Annotated in this window: 16 protein-coding genes and 1 pseudogene; 9 read left to right on the forward strand and 8 right to left on the reverse strand. The window is 67.2% G+C overall.

Annotated features, from left to right (window positions below; translation table 11 throughout):
- Positions 1-20: 20 nt before the first annotated feature.
- Together Dsi01nite_RS24145 and Dsi01nite_RS57485 are read left to right on the forward strand one after the other, a co-directional pair.
- Positions 21-5,369, forward strand: a complete 5,349-nt coding sequence (locus tag Dsi01nite_RS24145) for a DEAD/DEAH box helicase (protein WP_203848522.1) — start codon at positions 21-23, stop codon at positions 5,367-5,369.
- Positions 5,370-5,484: 115 nt separating this feature from the next.
- Complete coding sequence (locus tag Dsi01nite_RS57485; RefSeq protein ID WP_239136132.1) at positions 5,485-7,248, forward strand: hypothetical protein; 1,764 nt, start codon at positions 5,485-5,487, stop codon at positions 7,246-7,248.
- Positions 7,249-7,263: 15 nt separating this feature from the next.
- Here Dsi01nite_RS57485 and Dsi01nite_RS24155 read toward each other — a convergent pair whose 3' ends face one another.
- The gene (locus Dsi01nite_RS24155; RefSeq protein ID WP_203848523.1) at positions 7,264-7,569 is read right to left on the reverse strand and encodes a hypothetical protein; all 306 of its coding nucleotides are present in this window, start codon (positions 7,567-7,569) and stop codon (positions 7,264-7,266) included.
- A gap of 69 nt (positions 7,570-7,638) precedes the next feature.
- The gene (locus Dsi01nite_RS24160; protein WP_203848524.1) at positions 7,639-8,148 is read right to left on the reverse strand and encodes a hypothetical protein; all 510 of its coding nucleotides are present in this window, start codon (positions 8,146-8,148) and stop codon (positions 7,639-7,641) included.
- Positions 8,149-8,327: 179 nt separating this feature from the next.
- On the opposite strand from Dsi01nite_RS24160, the pseudogene Dsi01nite_RS24165 reads away from it, so the two are divergent.
- Positions 8,328-9,175, forward strand: a pseudogene (locus Dsi01nite_RS24165) (helix-turn-helix domain-containing protein).
- Positions 9,168-9,365: a DUF397 domain-containing protein gene (locus Dsi01nite_RS24170; RefSeq protein ID WP_203848525.1), complete on the forward strand. Its 198-nt coding sequence runs from the start codon at positions 9,168-9,170 to the stop codon at positions 9,363-9,365. Before Dsi01nite_RS24165 ends, Dsi01nite_RS24170 begins: the two are co-directional and overlap by 8 nt.
- Positions 9,366-10,712: 1,347 nt before the next feature.
- Here Dsi01nite_RS24170 and Dsi01nite_RS24175 read toward each other — a convergent pair.
- Together Dsi01nite_RS24175 and Dsi01nite_RS24180 are read right to left on the reverse strand one after the other, a co-directional pair.
- On the reverse strand, positions 10,713-11,429 hold the full coding sequence (locus tag Dsi01nite_RS24175; RefSeq protein WP_239136133.1) for a replication-relaxation family protein: 717 nt from the start codon (positions 11,427-11,429) through the stop codon (positions 10,713-10,715).
- 585 nt (positions 11,430-12,014) lie between these two features.
- Entirely contained in the window at positions 12,015-12,911 is an 897-nt protein-coding gene (locus Dsi01nite_RS24180; RefSeq protein WP_203848526.1) for a replication-relaxation family protein, read from the reverse strand.
- Positions 12,912-13,271: 360 nt separating this feature from the next.
- Here Dsi01nite_RS24180 and Dsi01nite_RS24185 point away from each other — a divergent pair, with 360 nt between their 5' ends.
- Complete coding sequence (locus Dsi01nite_RS24185) at positions 13,272-14,207, forward strand: HNH endonuclease (RefSeq protein WP_203848527.1); 936 nt, start codon at positions 13,272-13,274, stop codon at positions 14,205-14,207.
- Between the two features lie 11 nt (positions 14,208-14,218).
- Here the strand turns inward: Dsi01nite_RS24185 and Dsi01nite_RS24190 are convergent, their stop codons facing one another.
- Together Dsi01nite_RS24190 and Dsi01nite_RS24195 are read right to left on the reverse strand one after the other, a co-directional pair.
- Entirely contained in the window at positions 14,219-14,629 is a 411-nt protein-coding gene (locus Dsi01nite_RS24190) for a hypothetical protein (RefSeq protein WP_203848528.1), read from the reverse strand.
- Complete coding sequence (locus Dsi01nite_RS24195; RefSeq protein WP_203848529.1) at positions 14,626-15,543, reverse strand: ParA family protein; 918 nt, start codon at positions 15,541-15,543, stop codon at positions 14,626-14,628. Before Dsi01nite_RS24195 ends, Dsi01nite_RS24190 begins: the two co-directional genes overlap by 4 nt.
- A 125-nt stretch (positions 15,544-15,668) precedes the next feature.
- Here Dsi01nite_RS24195 and Dsi01nite_RS24200 point away from each other — a divergent pair, with 125 nt between their 5' ends.
- The 3 genes from Dsi01nite_RS24200 (at position 15,669) to Dsi01nite_RS24210 (ending at position 21,215) form a co-directional block, all read left to right on the forward strand.
- On the forward strand, positions 15,669-19,097 hold the full coding sequence (locus Dsi01nite_RS24200) for a helicase-related protein (protein WP_505661193.1): 3,429 nt from the start codon (positions 15,669-15,671) through the stop codon (positions 19,095-19,097).
- Positions 19,098-19,334: 237 nt separating this feature from the next.
- Positions 19,335-20,381, forward strand: a complete 1,047-nt coding sequence (locus Dsi01nite_RS24205) for a hypothetical protein (protein ID WP_239136134.1) — start codon at positions 19,335-19,337, stop codon at positions 20,379-20,381.
- Positions 20,382-20,792: 411 nt separating this feature from the next.
- Entirely contained in the window at positions 20,793-21,215 is a 423-nt protein-coding gene (locus Dsi01nite_RS24210) for a hypothetical protein (protein WP_203848531.1), read from the forward strand.
- A gap of 34 nt (positions 21,216-21,249) precedes the next feature.
- Here the strand turns inward: Dsi01nite_RS24210 and Dsi01nite_RS24215 are convergent, their stop codons facing one another.
- Positions 21,250-22,089 carry an NAD(P)H-binding protein gene (locus tag Dsi01nite_RS24215; RefSeq protein ID WP_203848532.1) on the reverse strand — a complete coding sequence of 280 codons (840 nt, stop codon included), beginning with the start codon at positions 22,087-22,089 and terminating at the stop codon, positions 21,250-21,252.
- 129 nt (positions 22,090-22,218) lie between these two features.
- Here Dsi01nite_RS24215 and Dsi01nite_RS24220 point away from each other — a divergent pair, with 129 nt between their 5' ends.
- Positions 22,219-22,710: a hypothetical protein gene (locus Dsi01nite_RS24220; RefSeq protein WP_203848533.1), complete on the forward strand. Its 492-nt coding sequence runs from the start codon at positions 22,219-22,221 to the stop codon at positions 22,708-22,710.
- Positions 22,711-22,799: 89 nt separating this feature from the next.
- On the opposite strand, the gene Dsi01nite_RS24225 is transcribed toward Dsi01nite_RS24220, so the two are convergent.
- Entirely contained in the window at positions 22,800-23,690 is an 891-nt protein-coding gene (locus Dsi01nite_RS24225) for a hypothetical protein (protein WP_203848534.1), read from the reverse strand.
- Between the last annotated feature and the right edge of the window lie 3 nt (positions 23,691-23,693).

Genomic DNA, 23,693 nt, shown 5'->3' on the forward strand with positions numbered 1-23,693 from the left:
CTGGCGTTGAGACTGGGACGGTGCAGAGCCTCGAACGTCTGCAGGGCTATCTCGACGACGCCTTCTTGCGCTACTACGAGACGGCATATGAGTTGCGTGAGGACGCCATCAGCCAGGAGCGACGAGCCCTGCTACGGACGACGGGCACTGTGTTCGCCGAGCCTTTCCTCGAACTCATGCCGAGTTATCCGGACTCCACGCTGACGCTTGAGGAGATCTTCGATGGGCTTGGCGTGCCGGAGGGCGCCGGGTTGGTGGTCTCTGGGTTGCTGCCCCGCCGTCATCCCTGGAGCCATCAGGAGGAGGCACTACGCCTGTCGATGGCGGGCAACGACGTCATTGTGGGCACAGGCACCGGCTCTGGCAAGACCGAGTCGTTCCTGCTTCCAGTTCTCGCCCAGCTGGTGCAGGAGTCCCGACAATGGACGGCCCAGACCTCGTCGGCAACCGCGAACACGCACGGCTGGTGGCGAGCGCAAGGCCCCTTCCGCGCACAGCGAGATGGCGAGACCGGGCGGTTGCCCGGTATCCGGGCCATGCTGCTGTATCCGATGAACGCACTCGTCGAGGACCAGATGGTGAGGCTCCGTGCCGCGCTGGACTCGTCGCCGGCCCGCGCCTGGTTTGCCGCCAACCGACCTGGGCACCGCTTCTACTTCGGCCGCTACACCGGCAGGTCCCCGTTGCCAGGCACGATGCAGACGGCCTCGGCTGACAAGGTGGAACGGCTCCGCCAGCTGATGCGCAGCGCCGAGCAGCGCCACAGTCGGCTGCTCAACGACATCAGTGTCGGAAAGACCAAGGAGGGCGCGCGGTTCTTCCTGCCTGCAATGGACGGCGCGGAGATGCGATCCAGGTGGGACATGCAGCAAGCCGCCCCGGACATTCTCATCACCAACTACAGCATGCTGTCCATCGCGTTGTCCCGAGACGACGAGGCGCCGATGATCGCAGCGACACGGCGCTGGCTGGAAGCGTCCACGTCGCATGTGTTCACGCTGGTAGTCGACGAGCTGCACATGTACCGAGGGACAGCGGGCACGGAGGTCGCCTACCTTCTGCGACGGCTCATGATGGCTCTTGGTCTGGACTGTCGGCCGCAGCAGCTCCGAGTGATCGGTACGTCAGCCAGCATCCAGGACGACGGCGAGGGCCGTGCGTTCCTAAGCGAGTTCTTCGCCCGCCCGGCCAGCACCGCGGTGCGATTCGTCCACGCTCCCCCGTCGACACCATCCGGGGCAGACGACCTCAGCCATCTGGCCCATGACCTGCAGACAGAGAACCTTTCGCCGTCGATGCTGCCGCAGGACGGCACACTGCGGCGAGCGTTCATGCTCGCGTTAACCGGCGCTGACGGGTTTCGGCCACGGTCGGTTGGCATAGTGGCGGGCAAGCTGTTCCCGAACTTGCCGGCAGAGCAGGGCCGCCATGCATTGGATGCGTTAACCGTGCTTGTCGGCAGGCAACCGGAGCCTCCAGTACGACTTCGCGGGCACATGTTCATCCGGACCCTTCAGGGGATGTGGGCATGCTGTGACCCAGCCTGCGCCCGGCTCGACCCGCAGTACAGCTCGCCGACGCGGAAGATCGGCAAGCTGTACACCACGCCTCGGTTCGCCTGCGACTGCGGAGCCCGCGTTCTGGAGCTTCTGTACTGCCAGTCCTGCGGCGAATGCATGCTGGGCGGCTACGTCGCCAGGTCCGGTACCCGCGAGTTCCTGGTCTCGACGATTGCGTCATTGGACGAGCTGCCCGACCGGGTGATCGGCGGACGCAACCCCGCCGGCTACCGGATGTACTGGCCAACCGATCGAGTGCCTGTCGTCGCCAACCCTTGGAGCCGGACCGGGACAAAGCTGCCCACCGACGCGACGGCACCTCAGTACCGCATGAAGTTCGCCAAGGCAGTGCTCCGGCCAGGAACCGGCCAGCTCACGACCGGAGGCCGCCAGCAGCCGACCGGCTACGTCTATCACCTCGCCACCAGTACCAGCGGTGCGGAGAACCGCATGCCGGCGATGCCGACCCAGTGCCCCTCATGCGGAGACGACTGGGAGTGGATCCAGAAAGGCAAGGTCGAGGAGGCTGCTCGGTCCCGCTCGTCGATCCGGACACAGGGCGTTGGCTTCGACCGTGCGAACCAGGTGCTCACCGGAGCCCTCAAACGGCGTCTCGACTCCCGGCTGGTGGTCTTCTCCGACAGCCGTCAAGGCGCCGCTCGGGTCAGCGCCAACCTCGAGCTGGCCCACTACCTCGACCTCGTCCGCGCGCTCGTAATCGCCACCCTCACTGAGATGTCCGCCGACGGCGCGCTACTGGACAAGCTTCTGCATCACGGAGACCGCAGCCCCGAGGCGCTGGCGGCTGTCGTGCGGTTGCGATCGGTCAACGAGGCCGCCGCAATGGCCGTCTACAAACGCATGGCAGGCGCACCGACCGACGACGGTGACAACGACGCTATCCAAGCCGGCCTGGCCGCCATCGGCGGCAAACCTAGCCTCATCGACTTTGTCAATCAGGTCGAGCCACGCCTGCTCGCGCTCGGGGTCAACCCTGGCGGTCCCGCCCCTAGCCTCCAGCAGACCAAGGCCAGCACGCGCTGGACCCAGCTGTTCACCTGGACGACAAGCCCCGTCAGGGACCGAGCCTCACTGGTCGACAGCGACGGGCGGGCGTTGCTGCAGGCGATTCGGGACAAGCTCAGCGAACAGGTCGTGCGCACGGTGTTCGCGGGTGGCGACCGCGACGTCGAGTCCATCGGTGTCGCCCATGCAACCGCGGCCGCCCCAGTCACACTTCCTTCACTGACTCCGGAGGCCGCGTATGAGTTCACATGCTCTGTCCTGCGCCTGCTCGGCCGGAAGCGTCGCCTGCCGTGGACCAGTGACCAGGTCGCCAACTGGCCGCGCGTTGTACGTGAGTATGCCGAGGCCGTGGCCGTCCACAACAAGTGCGATCGCAACGGCGACGGCCTCCTCGCAGCGCTTGGGGAGCGGGTCGGCGTCGGCCCCGGAAGCGGGTTCCGGGTCGCTCCAAGCCAAGTCTGTCTCACCCAGGTGGACGGTGCCCAGTTCTGGCGCTGCGGCGTCTGCCGCACCAAACACCTGCACCGCAGCGCCGGGGTCTGCGTCACCTGCGCTGGCAGGCTCGTCGACACACCGACCGACGTCGGGCCGATAGCCAACGACTACTACGCCTGGCTCGCCACCGAGGACGGGGGCGCCTATCGGATGCACTGCGAGGAGCTCACCGGACAGACCGATCCCCTCGAAGGCCAGAAACGGCAGGCCCGATTCCAGGCAGTGTTCATCGACGACGACGAAGAAGAGCTAGTCGACGAGATCGACATCCTGTCCGTCACGACCACCATGGAAGCAGGCGTTGACGTCGGTGCGCTTCGCGGCGTAGTCATGGCGAACATGCCTCCGCAGCGGTTCAACTATCAGCAGCGGGTCGGCCGTGCGGGTAGGCGAAGTGAGCACCTCGCCGTTGCCTTGACCGTCTGCCGCGGGGCTCGCAGCCACGACGAGCACTACTTCGCCAATCCCTCGGCCATAACTGGCGACGTCCCGCCTCAGCCCTTCCTCGACATGCGTTCAGTGCCGATCCTGAGGCGCGCGTTCGCTGCCGAGGTGCTGACGAGGGTTTTCCGAGCTGCCGCCCGCGACCTGCCCGGCTTCGTAGGTGGCAGGAGCGTCCACGGTCAGTTCGGCGCAGTTGTTGATCTGATCGACGACGTCGACCTGCGGTCATATGTCGCGAAGGCACTGACCAACGGGCACGACGAGTGGAGCCGGATCGCGCAGGCGCTGCTCACCGCAACAAAGATGGTCGACCTCGACGCGGCCGCGCTCACCTTATGGGCTGTCACCGACCTTGCCGACAAGGTGCTCGCCGTCGCTGCCGCAGCCGCTGCCCGCGTCCCCGATCTGTCGGAGGCGCTGGCCCAGGCCGGGGTCCTGCCGATGTTCGGCTTCCCCACCCAGGTACGTCTGCTCTATACGAAACACCCACAGCCGTGGCAGGAGGCGAACACCCTCGACCGTGACGCCGACATCGCCATCTCCGAGTTCGCGCCTGGCACAGAACTGGTAAAGGACAAGGCTGTCCACACCGCCGTCGGGGTCGTCGACTACGTCCAGCTCCACAGCGGTACCTGGGTCGAGGGGCCGGACCCTCTCGGCCCGCGCAGCCGCGCCGGGCTGTGTCGCGCCTGTCTCAGCGTGACGTACCGGGATGTGGACGTCTGCCCCAACTGCAGTCGCGGTACCCCGGATTTCACACAGGTCGAGTTGGCCGAGCCGGTCGGCTACAGGACCTCCTATCGTTCTCGAGACTATGAGCAGCTCGGAGAGCCCACCGCCGCAGCAGCACAGCCGCGGCTGTCGATGGAGGCTATTGACGAACAGCCACGCGACGGCAATGCCTTGATCCGATCTGCGGTCGGCGAGATTCTGGCCGTGAACGACAACTATGGCCGTCTCTTCGCGTTCACCCAGGCTGCGCGCGTTTATAAAGGCAGCAGCCTGCCTGCACCCGGCCTCATCGAGGCGGACATTCTGACCGACAACATCCGTCAGGAGCGCGCTGGTCTCTGGGGTCACACCCCAGCTGGCTCGGCAGCTGGGGCACTCGCTATCGCCGCGCGCCGGCGCACTGACGTCCTTGTCGTTGGTCTGCGTGACATCGAGCCAGGTCTGCAGCTCAGCCCTGTCACACCATCCGGCCGTGGGGCCTGGGCATCGCTCGGATACCTTCTGCGCGACACCGCGGCCAAGTGGCTCGATATTGGTCCCAATGAGATCGAGATCGGCGTCCACCCGCGCCTCCGGTCCGACATTCTTGTCGGTGAGGTATTCATCGCCGACAGCCTTGAGAACGGCGCCGGCTATGCGTCGCGCCTTGCGGAGAAGTTCGAGGTGCTGCTCGACGAGGCCGACGAGCACACGGAACGCCTCCGTCACCACAATGTGGAGCCATGTGACTCGAGCTGTCATGCCTGTCTGCGGGACTACGGCAACCGGGCGTGGCATCCGCTGCTTGACTGGCGCCTCGCCATCGACCTGCTGGACCTGCTCCGAGGCCGGCAGCTGGACGTCAACCGCCAAGAGCAACGCGACATCATCGCGGCCCGCAGCTTCGCCAAGGACTTCAAGTTCACCGTGAGTACCGAAGCAGGCGTGCCAGTCATCGCTGGTAGGCCGGACAGACACCTTGCCGTGTTCCACCCGTTCGAGAATCTTGCAGTCGGCAGCACTAGCCCGCGGGTGGCGTCGGTCCGGGCTGCCTACCCGAACGTGCTCTGCACCTCGTCCTTCGAGCTGCTCCGCCGTCCCGGTCTGCTGGTTGGTGACCTGATGGCGCCGTGACGGAACGCGACACGGCATGACCGACGCTACATTCGTGGCACAGTGCCGCTGCGAGCGTTGGGAAAGGGCGACCATATTCGATCTAATGGATCCGGTTCGTTGGCATACTGTGTAGATGGACGCTGATATCTCAGTTCCAGAGGACGCGGGCTCGGAACCTGCGGTCGCATCGGCTGCTGGTGTGGTCGCGTTGGCGGTTGATTCGCTGTCTGACGCGGATCCGCAGGCTGTCGCGATTGGCGAGCGTTACTGGACCTTTGATGGCGTCGACGACACCGTCGATCCGCCTCGGCCGCGGTGGCGGGAGAAGTCGAGCGCGTTGAGCGCGGCGGCCGGCGTTGGCAACGGCCGGGTGTACCTGGTTGCAGCAGCCGGTGTCCGCGCCGTCGTGCCGACCCTGCAGTGCCCGACGTGCGACGGTCCGCTCTCGCTGCGATCCCGGCTGAACTTCGAGAAGCTGCTTGCCGGCAGGCAGGCCGTGCCGTGCATCGACTGCGATGCTGGGGTCCTGGACGCGGTCAATCGTGAGGCGAACCCCGCGGCGATCGAACGCCGGCGGGCCGTTCAGGTCAAAGAGCGCCGCCGCGGTGTACTGGTTGACGCGCGGACGGCCTGGCAGGCGGCGCAGGTGGCGCACCTGTCGCAGGAGCTTGAGGTCCGACTCGACCCGGACCCCGATTGGTCCAAGGTCACCGCCTCGGTGGGTACGGAGGTCGCAGCGCTGGCCGTCATCAGGCACGCCCCGAAGGTGACGCCGATTCCTCCGTTGAGCGGGTGGGCCGTACCGCTGGGAGCGACGCCTGATCGAGGTAACGAATTGGTGCTCGACTGCTTCGATGCGGACCTGCTGCTGATTCACCCTGGCTCGCCGGTGTCGGCGTTCACCTGGAACACCACGTTCGAGGCCGCGGCTGCGGCTGAGGAACTGCCGGCGCCGGCGTGGGAACAGTTCTATCCGGCGTACGTCAGTTGGTACGTGCCGACAGGGCCATCGCTCGGGACGGCCGCTGAGCAGCTCGACGCGCATCTGCTGCGTCGCCTGCGTCTGTCGACGGTCAGCCGCCGCCGGCGCGAGGAGTTCCTCGACCTGGTCGTCGAGGTGATTGCGGAGGAGACGCTTCGCTACTTCAGGTTTCAGTTGGAGAGGCACAACCTGCCGAACGTGGCCGCGAATCACGATGCTCGGTTGTCCGACGCCGCGCGGCGGTTGGCGGGTGTGCGGTCGTTGGCGGAGACGTACAACACCGCCTGGACGATGGTGCGCGCTGCGGCCGCTACGGCGCAGGCGAAGCCGAGCGCCCCGAAGGCCAACATGACCGCCCATGCGGTCAACCTGTTCGAGGCGAAGGCGCAGGAGTTGGCCGCCGACCTGGATCTGGTCGTCAAGCCCTTCAACGAGGACTCCGCAGTGCCGCTGTCAGCAATGACCAGGACCGTGTTCCTCACCCTGCTCGACAGCAGCATGCTGGGGACCAGCCGCGCCGCCGCCGAGGCGATCCTCGACGCGCAGGCTGCTGAGACTGAGATCCAAGATGAGCTGGACGTCGGCTTCACCGAGATGATGCGTACGGTCCTCCGCACGGGAACCGAAGGCGATCCGCACGCGGTGTACGCCGCCCTCGGCCGCGAGAGTGCGAACAGCGACCCGGTCATCGCAGCTGCGGCGACGAAGCTGATCGACATGATCGAAGACCTCAGGATTGCCACGCGCGGCCTGCATACGGCGCTGGCCGGTGCGGTGAGCGCCTGCCGCCTGCTGACCGTCCGGGTGACCGTGCCTGATCTTTGGTGGGGTGGGACCGCGCCGGTGAAGCAGCCCGTCGGGGTCTACCTTGCTGAACTCATGCGCCAGGAAGCGGAGCGGCAACAGCCGGATTAGTGCCGTACCGAACCGTCAGGCGTCGACCAGTTCGGCGAGGGCGCGGCATGCGGCGTCTGCCGCGGCGCTCGGTAGCAGCAGCTCTCGGCCGGCCAGCGGCTCGGTCAGGTGCCACGGCTGGCCGTCGGACAGCTGCAGCATCGACAGCTCGATGTGTTCGTGGCTGCCGTCGGGGTCTGCGATTTTGGAGATGAAGAGGTTGATGGCCGGGTCGTCGGTCTTGACGACCAGCGGTTCGGAGCGGTGGTACTCGTCTGCGCCGGGCAGGTAGGCGGTGCACACGCGACGCGCGCACCAGTCCGGATGGGTTTGAGCGTTCATGCTTCTCCCTGGGTGTAACGGTTGCCCGTGAGCCCGACCTCGTCGAGGCTGCCCTTCGGGCCTTCCTGACTACGCCTGAGTCTTTGGTTCGTGCAGCTCGCGCAGGAGTCCTGCGTAGCGGTCGGCGGTGGCGCTCAGCTTCGCGGTGGCGTCGATTGCCGCTTGGAGGGCGTGACCGCCGAGCCCGAACTCCAGGACGACGACGGTATCTCCGTCGCGGAGTACCAGCACTGGGTCACCGTCCTCGTCGATCGCCAGGTACGGCTCCAGCGACCGCAGGTCCAGGTCGTAGTCCGCTTGTGGCGCGGGTGGCAGCGCGCTGATCGTGGTCGGGGCCGTCATGACCATTTGCCTCCGTTCGCGCGCCAAACGCCGCCGCGAGTCAGGAGCGGGAGTTCTCGAAAGCGGTGCGTCGGGGCGTTCCAGCCGGGCGTCGGAACGGCTCGGTTGTGCAGTTCGCCGGTCGGGGTGGAGTCGCAGCACGGCCAATCGCCGCCACACCAGCACCGAGCACGCAGCCACCACCAGCGTTTCATCCGTACATGCATGATCGCCTCCCGCACCGATCGACAGCGTCATAGGGCCATTGGATGAGATCGTGGTGCAGGTGCACAGGTCGATGCAATACTTCTGGATGAAAATCCCAACTACGGCCTTCGCTGTCCCAGTTTGAGTCGCTAGTTGTTTCAAACAGAACCGGCGAAGTGTCCGCATTGAGACAGGGAGGTAGGTCGGTGTCCAACCCGGCAGGCTCATCTGTGCCTCGGCGTCAGCTCGGCCGGCTATTGAAGGAGGCCCGCGAGAAGGTCGGCGTCACGGTTCCCGCAGCGGCATCAGAGATCGAGGTCGGCCGGTCGAAGATCTACCGGATCGAAGCGGGCGAGGCGCCCCTGAAGAAAGTGGAGGTGCTTGCCCTCGCCCGGCTCTACGGCGTCGAAGCATCGATGACGGACGTCCTGGTTGCCCTCGCGGCGGAAACCAAGGCGCAAGGCTGGTGGGCAACCTTCGACGGCGCGATGCCCGACTGGTTCGAGCTGTACGTCAGCCTTGAGGCGGCAGCCAGCGAGCTGCGCCAGTACGAACCCGTGATCGTTCCCGGTCTGCTCCAGACCGAGGAGTACGCCGCCGCGCTCTTCCAGGCATTCCCAGAGAACACCGATGAGCAGGTTGCTCGCCTCACTGCCCTGCGGATGCAGCGGCAACGTCTGCTTGCACGCCGCGCTCCTCGCCCGCCCGCGTTGGACGTCATCCTCGACGAGGGGGTACTCCGACGGCCTATCGCAGGCATGCAGGGCAGCTCCGGCGCCTTGCTGGGGCATCGGACGCCAAGAACGTGCACGTGCGGGTACTCCCGCTCACGGCGGGCCCGCACCGCGCGACGCAGAGCGGCCCGTTCGTGATCCTCGACTTTCAGGCAGAAGGACATCGGCCGGCAGAGCCGACCACGGTGTACAGCGAGGGTCTGACTGGTGCCGTCTACCTCGATAAACAGGCCGAGGTTGAGACGTACGAGAGTGCGTGGAACACCTTGGACGACATGGTCCTCAGCGTGGAAGATTCGAGAGACCTCATGAGTGCGCTCGCTAAGGAGTACGACGATGCATGACCTCACCGGCGCCCAATGGCGCAAGAGCACACGCAGCGGCGGCAACGGCGGCAACTGCGTCGAAGTGGCCGACAACCTGACGGGCGTCGTGGGGGTGCGGGACAGCAAGGACCCGGAAGGGCCGGTGCTCACCTTCGAACCCGCCGCCTTCGCAGCGTTCGTCGAGGGTTTGAAGGTCGACCGCATCTGACACGCTGACCGATCGCTAACGCGAACGCGTGGACCTCGTGTGACCGCGGCCAGCTGCTCGACGGCGAGATCCAGTGGTTGCCTTTCCGTCTGGAGTCTGACGACGTGCGGCCATCCCGCGGCGTTCGACCGAGTTGCCAAAGCCGTCACGTGCCTGGATGAGCTCGTCGAGCTGCTCACGCAGGTCGCCTCGATCCCGGCTCACCATCCGCATCCTGCAGGGCCAGCGCACCGGACTGCGATGTTCCGCACCGCCACCCGAGACAACTCAAGACTTGGTCAACCCTGCGGCCGGAACAATCAGAACGTCGAAGGCGATAGCTACCGTCATCGATACGGGGGCTGAACCACGGCATGGCTGCGATGCCATGCCGTGGTGGTCTCCATATCCTGCGGGACAAGACGGGCGCTGCATGACCGTGTTGCATGGGCCGCGATACCGGGCGCGTCGACAGCGATTCCGTCCCTAACTGCGTCCTGCTGCAGGGAGGGCCAGATTGCCGTTCCCAGTTGGGCGGCGCTGTTGGTCAACTGGGAACGGGAACGGCGTCTGTCTCCAGCGGCGTTGGGCAACTGATCGCGCTACAGGCGAGCGGGAGCGTGTTCGTTGCTGCGATTGGCTATCGGGTTGGGCGGCGCTGTTGGTCAACTGGGAACGGGAACGGCGTTCCTCGCCAACGGCGTTGGGCAACTGATCGCGCTACAGGTCAGTGGGAACGGGTTCGTTGCTGCGTTGGACAACGGGTTGGGCAACCGCCGTTCCGCACGGTACGGGAACGACGACGGAGCCGAAATCGGAGCGGCAAGCCTGGTCAGGGCAGCAGCCCGGCGGGATACTCCGACGCTGGGTACGGCGGCTGGGTACGGCGGCTGGGTACGGCGGCTGGGTACGGCGGCTGGGTACGGCGGCTGGGTACGGCGGCTGGGTACGGCGGCTGGGAACGAGCGGTTGGGAACGAGCGGTTGGGAACGAGCGGTTGGGAACGAGCGGTTGGGAACGAGCGGTTGGGAACGAGCGGCCGGGAACGAGCGGCCGGGAACGAGCGGCCGGGACTGGTGAGTCCTGGTGTGGAAGCTTGCGATCAAGCAGGAGCTCGGCGTCACCGGCCTACTCCTGCACCTGGACGATCGTGGCGACGAACTCGCCGCCACGCGCCGCCGGACACTACTCATCCTGCATGCCAGCGCTGCGCGCTGGGCCTGGGCAACTGATCAGACAACGTTCGCGGCGGTGGCCGCCGGAGCGGGATCCCCGAGGTCTGCGAGGTCAACCAATCGTCGCGGGGCGTCGTTCCCGCCGACGACCAGCCAGACCGCGTCCGCCGCGCACGTACCGGCGTCGAGCCCGTCACGGGCCGCAGTGGCCACCGGCACCGCCACGTCGACGTCGGCCAGCAGATCGTGTAGGTGCCGCTCGCGGGGCAACGGACGGCAACCAGAACAGTACCGGCCACGCTGGACCGCCCTGGGCTACATGAGCGTCATACCGCCTCACCTTGGACAGCAGGACGGATTGCTGCTCGAAGCCCGTATCGAACTCGGCGAAGAACGCTGTCCGACGTTCGCCCTCGACGAAGACGCCGTGCCCGTCTGGGCGTACTGGGGAAATCAACGTCGTGCCGAACACGCCCGGTTCGGCGCACCGCTGCTCCGGCCACCACCGCTCCAGTCGCGCCTGCGGACGGGTCCGTGCCCACCCGGCCAGATCGGTGAAGAACTGGTTGACCCCCAACTGGTGCTCCAGCGTCCGGCTGGCCGCGATACGCCGCTTCCGGTCGGTCGTCTGTCCCGGACGCGGTGGCGCCTGCTCACGGCTGGCGGCCACGAATTCCGCGCCGATCTGGTCAAGGACGTAGTGCCACGGGAACGAGCCGCCACCGGCGCGCAGCGGTCGGAACCGGTCCACCAGCCCGAGCCGGTGCAGGGCCAGCAGCCGCCGCTGGGCAAAGTCCAGCGACCCGAACAGGGCGTGACAGATCTGGAACGTGGTCAGCACCTTGTGGTCAGCGAGCCAGTCCAGCAGCACCCGGTCCCGACCGGTGAGCCGGGCCCGTAGCCGCAGCACTCGATCACCGCCGCTACGCATGGTTTTCGCCCCCGTAGAAGAGACCCCTGAAGGTCTTTCGCAGTAGCACGGACCGCCACCGATACTGGCCCTGAGCTGCGACCCAGCGGCCGTCCCGCAGTCGGTCTGGGTGTCGGTCTCTACACCGACCCCGATACCGACCCCAAGCCCGACCACGGCACGGACCCCCAACCCGGCGCACCGCCAAGCCCGTTGTCGGACGACCGGAACGTCGTGACGGGCCATGACCCACGAGCAGGTAGAGATCACGTTCAACGAACAACGCCGCGCCGTCGTGATTGATGTGTGTCATGGGGACCTCCGGATGCATGCGCCGGCTCGGTACCGTGCGCCTGCTCCTAAAGGGCCTCTGTTGGGCGACTGATGTGGCGGTCGAGCGCCAACCGCGGCCCAACCGTCGCCCAACAGGGACGTTTACGCGCCAAATGGACCACAATCGACCACTGCTGTTGGGTGGTGCCGTCCTCAACACCACCCAACGCGAACGCATCTGTTGGGTACGACGCGAAACTGTTGCGCCGGCCACCTCGCCGGCGAGCCCATTCGACAAAGCTCGGACCCCGCCTACGGCCGGAACGGGCGGCGGTCCAGCCGCATGAGCGCGGCGTCGTCCGCCGGGTCTCCGAGCCCGCCGAGGTCGATCAGGCGCCTCGGCGGCTCAGGTGCCCCCGAGGCTCCGGTCGGCAGCCAGACCGCGTCCGCTACGGACACGTCGGGGCGGAGGCGGTCGCGGGCCATCGTCGCGATCGGGATGGCGCGTGGCTGCCGGCCGAGGGCTTCGTGCAGGAGCCGTTCACGGCCGCGGTCCGGCAGCGAGAACAGCACCGGCCAGGCGGGGCCACCCTCGGTGACCAGCTGTTCGTACCGCTGCGCCTTCTCGACCAGGACAGGGACGGATTCGGTACCGCGGTCGTGCTCGAGGAAGAACCCCACGCGGCGGTCGCCTTCCTCGTAGATGCCGTGGCCGTCGGCGCGGACCCGGTACATGCTCACCATGCCGAACCGCAGCGGGGCGGCGCACTGCCGCTCGGACCACCAGCGCAGCAGGGCGGCGGCCGGCTGGCGGCGGGCGTACGCGATGAGGTCGATGAAGAACTGGTTGACGCCCAGCAGGTGCGGCAGGTTCGGACTGGTCGCGATGCGGCGCCGCTGTGCGGTCATGTCTGCGACGCGTGGCACGGCATCGCCGCGTAGGGCCGCGATCACCTCGACGCCGGTGCGGTCGAGGATGTGGTACCAGCCGGGCCCGGGCAGGTGCGGGGAGCGGAACCGCTCCACCAGGCGCAGCCGGTACAGCCGCAGCGTCCGCTCCTGCGCGGGCGGGTACCGGTTGAACAGCGCCGCCGCGATCTGCGCCGTGCTCAGGACCTGGTGGTCGTACAACCAGTCCAGCAGGCGAAGGTCGCGGTCGGTCAGGAACGACTGTGCGTACAGGACCCGGTCGTGGCCGGTCTGCGTCATGGGTGCCTCCAAGGCGGAAAGAGCGCCGCTCGGTGCGGTGCCTTCGCTCTTCTAAGGCCCTCAGTTGGGTGCTTTTGTGGCGTCTGGCCGGGGTCGGCGAACCAACCGGTACCCAACCGGCGAATGGGGTGCCCGACTCGTGGGCGTACCGGTTTTCCCGTCTCACCCAACAGGTTGGGCAACGGTCGTAGGGCGGTCGGAGATCAGTTGGTGCGAGTTGGTCTCGGGGGCGGCGTGGGTGACGCAAACCAGGCCGACTGCGGACCATGTACAGATGAGGAATCCATCTGAAGCGTCCGTAACAGGCGTCGGCGGTGCTTCGGGTGCAGGCGCAGGCATTGATACGGCACACTGTCGATCGTGAAGGCCTACGTGGGCGTGACCGACGGCAGCTGGTACAGGTTCCTTGCCGAACGCCCGCACCTGCAGGAGGTCAACTTCTGGCGGCCCAACAGCAACAAGGCGTTCGGCGCCGTGCAGGTCGGCGAGCCGTTCTTCTTCAAGAGCCACCACCCGCACAACCGGCTCGTCGGCGGTGGCTTCTACAGCGGCTTCGCCCGGCTACCGATCTCGGAGGCGTGGGAACTCTTCGGCGAGGGCAACGGCGCGGCCAGCCTGCAGGAGATGCGCAGCGCCATCGGTGCATACCGGCACCAGCCGATCCCGTCCCGGGAAGACCCGGTCATCGGCTGCATCTTCGTCCGCGACACCCGCTTCTTCGCCGCCGACGCTGATGCCGGGCCGCCACCGGACTTCGCCTCGAACATCGTGCAGGGCAAGGGATACGACCTCGCCGACAGCGCGTACACCAGCTACTTCCAGGACGTCATCCACCGGCTCACCGGACCGGCCGTCGAGCTCGACCTCACCGCACCCTGGCACCGAACCGGACCCGTCTACGGCGACCCGCGCCTGCAACCGCAGCGGCTCGGGCAGCAGGCGTTCAAGGGTGTGGTGCTCGACGCGTGCCGGCACCGCTGCGCGATCACCGGCGCGAAGATCCGGCCGGTGCTCCAGGCGGCGCACATCCTGCCGCTCCCGAACGGCGGCGTGCACCGGCTCGACAACGGGCTGCTGTTGCGTTCCGACGTGCACATCATGTTCGACCGGGGGTACCTCAGCGTCGACCCGAGGCATCGGCTGCTGGTCAGTCCGCGGCTCCGCGAGGACTTCGGCAACGGCGAGGAGTTCTACTCCCGCCACGGCCGCGTCATCGATGTGCCGGAGCGCGCGGCCGACCGTCCGCACCGTGAATTCCTCGAATGGCACGTCGACACGGTCTTCAAAGCCACATGACGGGCGAGCAGTTACAACTGGCGGACGGCGAGCGAGTTGAGCCTGGAGCCGATCGCCCGCTCAACCAGCATCGTGATCAGACCTGCCTTCGAAGTTTTGCTCACGCCACCGATACCCAGCTCGGCGGCGACCGCGCGCAAGTCCCCAACTAGCAGCGGCTTGAGGTAGCGCTCGCCTTCGTCCCGACTCTGCAGCTGACTCAACTCGTCCACCACCGTGGACATGTCCTTCGCCGGCTTCGCGGCGGCGCGCTTGGCGGGAGCCCGCTTGACCGGTGCAGCCGGCGCGGCTGCGCCGAACGGGTGGTACGTCAGCGTGGCCCGGCCCTCGGCGATGTCGAGCAGCTGGTCCTCCGGCAGCGTCGCCAGGAACTCCGAGATCCGCTGCAGGACGGTCATGGAAAGCTTCGCGACGTCGCTCACGCGGCTGCCCCTTCGGCGTGGAGGGTGTTGAGGAATTCGGAGGCCAGGGTGCGTAGCTCGATGTTGATCTGGGACGTGACCCGCTCCCTGAGCACCGCCGGCACGCCCCTCGGCACCGAGCTGGCGAACAGGGTGTTGTTCTCCCGCATGTAGGTGCTGAACACCGGCACGCCGAGCGCGCGCACCGAGTCGATGTAGTACTGCAGCGCGGAGATTGGCCGGCCACCGTGGAACTGGATCATCGTGAAGACGACGCCGGCCATGTTCGGGTCGATGCGGCTGTGGCGCATCTTGGCGTGCTTCAGTGAGTGCTCGTTGTGCCGCTGCACGAGCTCCTCCACGTTGCCGTAGAGGTATTCGATGCCCAATGTGGACAGGTAGTCGGCTTTCGCCGGGATGACAATGTGGTCACTGGCGACGATGGCCGCCTGGGTCACCACGTTGAAGTTCGGCGGGCAGTCGATCAGAATCCAGTCATATTCCTCGAACGACTGGTCATGCAGTGCGCTCGCCAGTGCACAACGCACCCGATAGAGCGCCGGATCGAACTTCTGTTCGATTCCGCCGATGCTTCGGGCAAGCCGGAAATCGGCATCAATGAGCTGCAGGTGCGAGGCGATCAAACTGAGCCGGCCGCCGCCGTCGGGTAGCGCCGCGTTGACGGGTCTGGGCTGAACGACCAGGTCAGCCAAGGCGACCTTGGGGATCCCGTCGTCGATGGAGTCGAACCAGCGCTTGATCGTCAGCTCTTCGCGGAGCTCCAAACGCCACTCGTCGGGCTGATAGAAGCAGAACGTCAGACTGCTCTGCGGATCGAGATCAATCAACAGCACGTTCTGCCCGCGGCGGGCGAGTTCAGCGCCCAGGTTCGCGGTCAGCGTTGTCTTGCCGACCCCGCCCTTGTAGTTGATCACTGAAACTACCTGCACCCAGGTAACGGTAGAGACGCATCCTGAAGGTCGCCACCAACCGTTAAGACGACCTTTCATCGACGCGAGACCTATGACTGGTCGATGCGATTTCGGGTTAGCTCGACATCATGCGGCTTGAAGACCTGGTGCCCGGATCGTCCGTTGTTGGCGTGGTGCCAGGTGGCCCGGTCGAAGTGATCGCTGTGGCGCCGATGGGGCCTGATTCCGTCCTGCTCGTCTACCGCACCGAGCAGGGCGCCCTCAGCGAGCAGATCCTCATGCGGGTCAACGAGCCGGCGCTCGAGGTCGTCGAGGTGCACCGAACGACCTTCGACGCCGACGCCACCGACTTCAAACTCGCCGCTGAAGCCATGCGGATCCGCGCCGCGGCCCAGTCCGACCTCATGCTCGCAGTCACGACCAGCGACCTCGAGCCGCTGCCGCACCAGATCGAGGCCGTGTACGGGCACCTGCTCGACAAGGTCCCGCTCCGCTTCCTGCTCGCCGACGACCCCGGTGCCGGCAAGACCATCATGGCCGGGCTGTACCTGAAAGAGCTGATGCTCCGGGGCGACCTGTCGCGCTGCCTGATCGTCGCGCCGGGCGGTCTGGTCAACCAGTGGCAGGAGGAGCTGAGCGAGAAGTTCGGGCTGCGCTTCGCGATCCTCACCGCCGACGTGGCCGCCGCGACACCACCCGGCGAATCGGTGTTCGACGACAACCCACGCCTGATCGCCCGGATGGACCACCTGTCACGCAACGACACCCTGGTCGAGCAGATCAGCCACTCCGCCTTCGACGTCGTCGTGGTCGACGAGGCACACCGGATGTCGGCCCACTACTTCGGCAAGAAACTGCAGAGCACCCGCCGGTACCGGCTGGGTCAGGCGCTGGGCAAGGCCGCACAGCACCTGCTCCTCATGACCGCGACACCGCACGCCGGCAAGGAGGAGGACTTCCAACTCTTCCTGGCGCTGCTCGACCCCGACCGGTTCGAGGGCAAGTACCGCAAAGAGGAGCACACGCTCGGCGCCGACGGGCTCATGCTGCGCCGGGTCAAGGAAGAGCTGCTCACCTTCGCCGGCAAACCACTGTTTCCGCAGCGCATCGCGTACACCGTGCCCTACGAACTCTCAGAACTCGAAGTCGAACTCTACGAGGCCGTCACCGAATACGTCCGTCAAGAGTGGGACCGCGTCGACCAGCTGCGCCGCGCCGGCGAGGTAGTGCGCGGTAACCGCGTCGGCTTCGCGCTCACCGTCCTGCAGCGCCGGCTCGCGTCCAGCCCCGAGGCGATCCTGCGCTCGCTGCAACGTCGCCAGGCGCGGCTCGAACAGCGCCTCAACGAACTGCTGACCAAACCGGCCGCGAAAGAGCGGCTGCCAGAGGTCCAGCTCGACGACATCCTTGACGACGAGCTCACCGACACGATGGAGGACACCGAAGAGCAGCTGGTCGACGCGGCCACCGCGGCCCAGTCCGCAGAGGAGCTGCGGTTCGAGATCTCGGTGCTGCAAGGACTCGTCGACCTGGCTGCGAAGGTTCGCGCGTCCGGCACCGACCGCAAGTGGGCGGAGCTGAAGATCCTGCTGGAGCGGCACGCGCCGCAGAAACTCATCATCTTCAGCGAGCACCGCGACACGCTGACCTACCTGGTCGAGGGCATCAGCGGCGTCCTCCGAAAGAAGAACGCGGTGGTCTCGATCCACGGCGCCATGTCTCGCGACGCGCGACGAGCCGTCCAGGAGCGCTTCACTTCCGATGCGGAATGTTTGGTACTGGTAGCGACCGACGCGGCCGGCGAAGGCCTCAACCTGCAACGAGCCCACCTCATGGTCAACTATGACCTGCCGTGGAACCCGAACCGGATCGAACAGCGCTTCGGCCGGATCCACCGCATCGGGCAGCACGAGATGTGTCACCTGTGGAACCTCGTCGCGGTCAACACCCGCGAAGGTGCCGTCTTTGAGCGGCTGCTGGCCAAGATTGAGGAACAGAACGCGGCACTCGGCGGCAAGGTCTTCGACGTCCTGGGCGAGGCCTTCGAGGGCCAGCCACTGCACGAACTCCTGCTCGACGCGATCCGCCGCGGCCAGGACCCCCAGGTGCGGGCACACCTCGACCAGATCATCGACGAACGAGTCGGCGACACGGCCGTGAAGCTCGTCCGAGAACGGGCACTCCACCACGAGCTGCGCTCGGTTTCCGACGTGGACAACGCCCGCCGCGACCTGGAAGAGGCCCGGCTGTTGCGTCTGCAACCGCACTACATCGAGGGCTTCTTCCGCGACGCGTTCGACCGGGCAGGCGGGCGCCTCCGCGGGCGGGAACCCGGCCGCTGGGAGATCCCGAGCGTGCCCCAACCGGTTCGGGAACTGCGCACCGCCACAGCCCCGATCAACGTGCGCTACGAACGGATCTGCTTCGACCGCTCCCACATGCGCGCCGACGGATTACCGCCCGCGCAACTCCTCGCGCCCGGCCACCCACTGCTCGACGCGCTGGTGCAATGCATGATCGACAGGTACGGCGAAGCCCTCGAACGCGGCACCGTCATGGTCGACCGGCTCGACCCGACCGAAGAGCCGCGACTCCTGATCGCCCTGCACGAGGAAATCATCGACGGGCAGGAACGAACGGTCGCGAAGCGCTTCCAGTACGTCGAACTCTGGAACGACGGACGCAGCCAGCCGAGCGTCGCCCCCTTCCTCGACTACGACGCGCCCACCGCATATGAGCGGGAACTGACCACCGATCTCCTGCACGCCCCATGGCTGACCGGCGCACGGCGCACCGCGGAGCACTGGGCCGCGAGCACCGACCTGCCCGCCTGGTACGCACACGTCGGCGAGACCCGGCGGGAGCAGGTTGGCCGCACCAGAGGGCTGGTCCGCGAGCGGCTCTCGCAGGAGATCCAGCACTGGAAGGACGAAGCCGTCCGGCTCACCAACATCGTCCTGCAGGGCGGCAAGCCGACCATGCAGCCGACAACCGCCGAACAGCGCGCCCAGGACCTCCGCCGACGCCTCACCCGCCGGATGGCGGAGCTGGACCAGGACGCGCATACGCAGGTGCGACCGCCGGCCGTTGCAGCTGTCGCACTTGTCGTGCCGCAGGGGCTGATCGACCGCCGCGCCGGACGGCGGGAGGAGCCGGTCGCCGAGTACATGGAGGACCTGGCCGCGATCGAGCGCCGCGCGATCCGCGCCGTAGTCGCGGCCGAGCAGCGGCTCGGCCGCGTGCCGCAGGTGATGGCGCACAACAATCCGGGGTACGACATCCGGTCGGCGGGGGAGGACGACCAGATCGTCCACATCGAGGTGAAGGGCCGGTCGGCCGGGCACGACAGCTTCTTCGTCACGAACCGGGAGATCCGCGCCGGCCAGAACGCGGACAACTACCGGCTCGCCCTCGTCGAGGTCGACGAGCACGACCCGGCGGCCGACCGGGTGCACTACGTCCAGGACCCGTTCACAGATGTCCGGGTTTCCGCCCTGGTCAACGGCGTCCAGTTCAAGTGGCCCCAGATGTGGTCCCGCGGTACCGAACCCAACTGAATGAATTGCCGCCCTGACCTGCGTGCTCGCCCCGTTGCCGTGTGATGAACTGTCGATATGAGTCCGAAGAGTCGTGGGCGCCCGGCTGGCCGGGGGAAGCCGAAATCTCGACGTCAGGAGCCCGTGCGGTCGCTGCGGCTCTCCGACCGGCTGATCCGGTCCGCCCGTGACCTGCTCGCCTGCACCGATCCACTGGAGGCCGAGGAGTGGGCCTCCGGCTGGCTCGGTCAGGTCTGGTTGACCGCCCCGCTCGGCGACAAGGACGCTGAGTCCACCTTCTGCGTCGAGGTTGCCGCGCGCTGCTGCACCCACCCGTCGCCGCAAGGGCTGGCCGCATTGGCCGCCCTGCGGAGGGTCGCGCCGCCGAGTGAACATGCGCTGCTGGACGAGACGATCGCCATCCTGCGCGAAACCCAGCCGGCGCCGAGCTGGCTCGATGCGGCGTTTTCGCCGGTACGGGCCATGCGCGCCATCGACGTCTACGACAGCGAGCGGGTGCTCTTCGTCGAGTACGGGTCGCATACGTTGCTTGCCCGGATCCTCACCAGCGGTGGGCCGTCGTTGCAGCGGCTGGCGCTGCTGAACGGCGGTGCGGAGGAGGCATGGGAGCAAGCGCGGGAGGCTGTCGACGTACCGATGCCGATCGAGGAAACCACGGTCGCCGAAGCGCTCGGCGAGATTGCCGACATGCTGAGGCACACCGACATGCTGTGGCCAAGGAATGACGACGAAGGCTTCGTTGCGTTGCGGGTGCTGGCGTGGACGCGGTCCCGGGCGTACCTCCCCGACTGGCCGGAGTTCGAGGCGCTCGCGGGCAGTCAACGGCAGGAACTCGTCGAGGCCTTCGTCGAGCGGACGACGGACTCCGAGGCATACCGGAGACTTGCCGACATCTTCCTCGACTACGGCGACGGGTACCTCGGCAACCGTCCACTCGGCTGGAGCCCAGACGCGGTCGAACTGTTCCTCACCGACTGGCTGCCGCGCAAGGCCTTCCTGGATGAGGACGAGCGTGCCGCGCTGCCCGACGCCCTGCGTAGCTGGCTGCGGTTCGCCCTCGAACGCCGAGGTGTCGCCGACGAATGGATCGTGCCGGTGATCGGCGAGGTCGATGCGTGGCTGCCGGAGTTCGAGGACGCCCTGGACGACGAGGCGGCGTGGGGGCCGGCGAAGCAGATCGCCGCCGAGCTGGAGGCCCGCAACATCGACATCCGGGACAAGGACGCCGTCAACACCGTGGTCCGGCAGCTCAACGCCGAGAACCTGGCCAGGCGACTCCTGTAAGGGCGGCGGGTGCGACCCCCCGTTATCAGCCGCACCCGCCGAACCCGTCAGGCACGCCGATGCCGGCGCGTACCAGATACACGTCTCCGCCGGCGGATGGTTGCATCGTTTCAGAGAAATTTTTCGGGGCTCCGATGGCATAGGCTGCTGCGGTTCGCCTGAGCTGAAGTGGTGCGCCTGATGGCCGTTGCGCCGAACGTTGCCCGTCGCCGTCGTGCCGTCGCAGCGGTCCTGGTCGCCCTTGCCACGATGGTGCTGGTCACGCTGCCGGCGTGTCGCAACTCTGGGCCGCCGCCGAAATCCGCGCCGCCAGCCAGCCCGTCGCCGTCAGCCGCTGCGTTGGCGGCGCCTCCGCCGAACGCCCCGTCGTCACCCAGCGCGACCTGTACCACGTCAGCACGGGGAATTCCGATGGTGGACGGGGTCGAGGTCCAGCTGACGACGGGCTACCAGTCCGCGATGGTTCCGAAACCGGCCAACCTCTTCCAGGTCTGCCCGGCCGCCCGCCTGCCGTTCGCCCACATCACCTACGGCTGGAGCGTCGACCGCCAGCAGTACGTCCTGGTCGACACCGCCTCAGGTGCTCTCGTCCGGGACCAGCCGCCCCTGGCCCTGCCCATGAAGGGCATGATGGGCCGCTGCGGCGGCGCCGACGCGCTCGTCGTCCCCGGACGATCGGTGCCGCCGTCGATTCCCCGTTCGGTCCAGGACAGCGCTAAGCAGCGCGATGCCCTCCGCGACTACCTGGCGAAGGACGGCCAGGTCATTCTGTTCCAGGCCGAGATGATTCCGTACGCCGACGTGATGTCCCGGAGCTTCTGCGGTCCGGCCTGATCCACGAGGAACGCGTCACGGAAGTCCTGCTGGCTCAGCTCTGGAAATCGGCCCGGTGGTCCTCGGCCCAGGTAGCGTACGTCCGCGCCGGCCGCCCGGTGATCCGCTCGACGACGTCGTTCACCGGGGCGGGCTTGCCCACCGCCTCGGCCATCAGGCCGAACAGCGCCGCCAGGAAGTCGGCGTCCATGGACTGGCGCATCTGCTGGAGTACCGGCTCAGGGTCGAGGTCCTCCACGGTCAGCGGCCGCCCCAGCACCTGGCCGAGGATCCGCACCTGCTGCGCCTGCGTCAGCGACTCCGGCCCGGTCAGGTCGTACACCCGACCGCCGTGACCGCCGTCGACCAGCACCCGCGCCGCCACGGCCGCGACGTCGCGTTCGTGCACAGCGCTGAACGAAGCCCTGGTGTACGGCGCCCGGATCACGCCGCTTTGAAGTTGCATCGCAAAGGTCAAGGAGTTGATTGCCGGGAACAGCAGCCGCAGGAACGTCCAGTCGATCCCGGACGCCGCGATGGCCAGTTCGACGTCGCGGTGGTACTGGGCGATCACGTCGGGCTGCTGCTCGGCGTCGCCGGTGATCGCCCCGGACGACAGGAACACCAGCCGCCGCACGCCTGCCGCCTTGGCCGCGGCCAGCAGCGGAGCCACGTCCATGCCGTACGGCAGCACCAGGAACGCCGCCTCGACCCCGTCGAATGCCGGCGGCAGGGTCTCCGGGTTGGTGAGGTCCGCGGCGACGAGCTCGACCGAGGCAGGAAGGTCGGCCTTCGACGGGGTACGGGTCAGCGCCCGCACCGGCACGCCCGCGGCCACGAGCTCCTCCGCAGCCTGACGTCCGAAGTGAGCGGTGGCGCCGATGACGAGGTACAAGAGGGGCTCCTTACGCTGGGGAACTGCCGCCATGGTGAGAACGCTACGAGCAATTCAGGCCAGGACCGGTCCTAATTAACCCCGCCCGCACGTGTCAACCGCGACGGCCCCATGCGCGTCTATGTCCCCGTGAACATCAAGCGAGCCGTCGTGCTTCTGGCCCTGCTCCTCGCCGGCTGCGGCGACCCGATCAAGCAGTCGGACGCGACCCCCTGGACCCCACCGACCGCGACGCCATCAGGTCCACTGTGGACGGGGAAGGTCGACGTGACCCGGGAAACCGGAGCCCTGGCCGCTCCCGGCTTCAACGCCCTCATCGACGCCGAGAAGCCCAACTGGGCACAGTCGCCCGACGGCACAGTCACCGAACTGTTGAACCTGGGCCGAGGCTTCGACGGACCGGTCGACATCTACCTGCTGCGGGAAGGAGCGGACGGTAAGAACCCCGTCCTCACCGTGACCCTCACCAAGCTCGGCGACGACTCGATCAGAGCCATCCGGTACCGCATAGCCCTACGCCGCGGCGACGACGGCCGCTTCCGCTTCGTCGAGGGCAAGCGCACCCAACGCTGCCAGAACGGCCGCGGCCACCAGGACTTCTCCACCGACATCTGCTCCTGAGCGAAGGCGTTGGTGAATCTTGCGACTACCTGGTTGATCGGTGGTCCCAGGCGGCCACTCATCAACCAGGTAGTGGTGCCTCGGACGATCTACGGCATGGGTCCCTGATGATGGCGGCCCCGAGCGTTCGGCGGCCACGGTGGGTCGTCGAGTGCGACCGCCGACCGGGCAGCGGCAAGATCGACGGGAGAGCCGGCGAGGTCATCGGCGAGCTGCTGCAGCGGCGTCTGGATGATCAGTTGATACCGGGCGAGGTACAGCACGACGTCGCTGATTTTGTATCCGGCGTTCTGGGCCAGGAGCGCATATTCAGCGGCCTGAACTATGGCCTCCGCCAGCTTGTCGTCCGGCATGAGGCCGGTCTTGATCTCGACCAGGTTGGTGCCGGCGATCAGGTCGGCCAGGCGGTATCCACCCCGAAACGGCACGTCGGCGGCGCGGACCGGACCCAGTTGTCGGAGGAGGTCACGCGGGCCGGCCTCATGCGCCTGCCAGAACACTCGAAACGTCGCCGCTTCGGCAGCCGCGACACGGCGGCGCGCGTTGAACGACTGCGCGTGGAGGTTCCACATGGCCAGAAATTGCTGGTTGGCCTCGGCGGTGTCGGCGTATCGGTACAGGAGATCGAGCAGCTGGGCGAGATTGCTGCCGGCCGCGTGAAGCCACGTCCGCGGGACCGGCTCGGTGCGGCACCACCATCGGAAGTCAGCTTCGGGATCCTCCGGCGGAGGCTGGTAGCCGCTGCGCCAAGCGGTCCACAACGCCTCCATCGGCGGCAACGCGTCGAGCAGGTGCGGATACGGCATCCGCTCGGCGAGGTCGAACACCGCGCACAGTTCGAACGTGCCGCCGAACAACGCGCGGTGGGGCGCGAACGCCGGCAGCGGCGTCGCGCGGGAGATCAGATGGCTGGCACGCGTCATCCATTCGCAGCGATCGCGCACGGGAAGGCGCAGCCAGCGGAGTGAGAGGGCGGACACGCG

Origin of the sequence: Dactylosporangium siamense (genome assembly GCF_016862795.1) — a bacterium.
Classification (GTDB): domain Bacteria; phylum Actinomycetota; class Actinomycetes; order Mycobacteriales; family Micromonosporaceae; genus Dactylosporangium; species Dactylosporangium siamense.

Excerpts from the sequence above, each read along its gene's own strand:
- Dsi01nite_RS24155 (WP_203848523.1), bottom strand. The coding sequence starts at position 7,569 with ATGAACGCTCAAACCCATCCGGACTGGTGCGCGCGTCGCGTGTGCACC.
- Dsi01nite_RS24200 (WP_505661193.1), top strand. The coding sequence starts at position 15,669 with ATGCGGCTTGAAGACCTGGTGCCCGGATCGTCCGTTGTTGGCGTGGTG.
- Dsi01nite_RS24210 (WP_203848531.1), top strand. The coding sequence starts at position 20,793 with ATGGTGGACGGGGTCGAGGTCCAGCTGACGACGGGCTACCAGTCCGCG.
- Dsi01nite_RS57485 (WP_239136132.1), top strand. The coding sequence starts at position 5,485 with ATGGACGCTGATATCTCAGTTCCAGAGGACGCGGGCTCGGAACCTGCG.
- Dsi01nite_RS24160 (WP_203848524.1), bottom strand. The coding sequence starts at position 8,148 with ATGACGCTGTCGATCGGTGCGGGAGGCGATCATGCATGTACGGATGAA.
- Dsi01nite_RS24170 (WP_203848525.1), top strand. The coding sequence starts at position 9,168 with ATGCATGACCTCACCGGCGCCCAATGGCGCAAGAGCACACGCAGCGGC.
- Dsi01nite_RS24180 (WP_203848526.1), bottom strand. The coding sequence starts at position 12,911 with ATGACGCAGACCGGCCACGACCGGGTCCTGTACGCACAGTCGTTCCTG.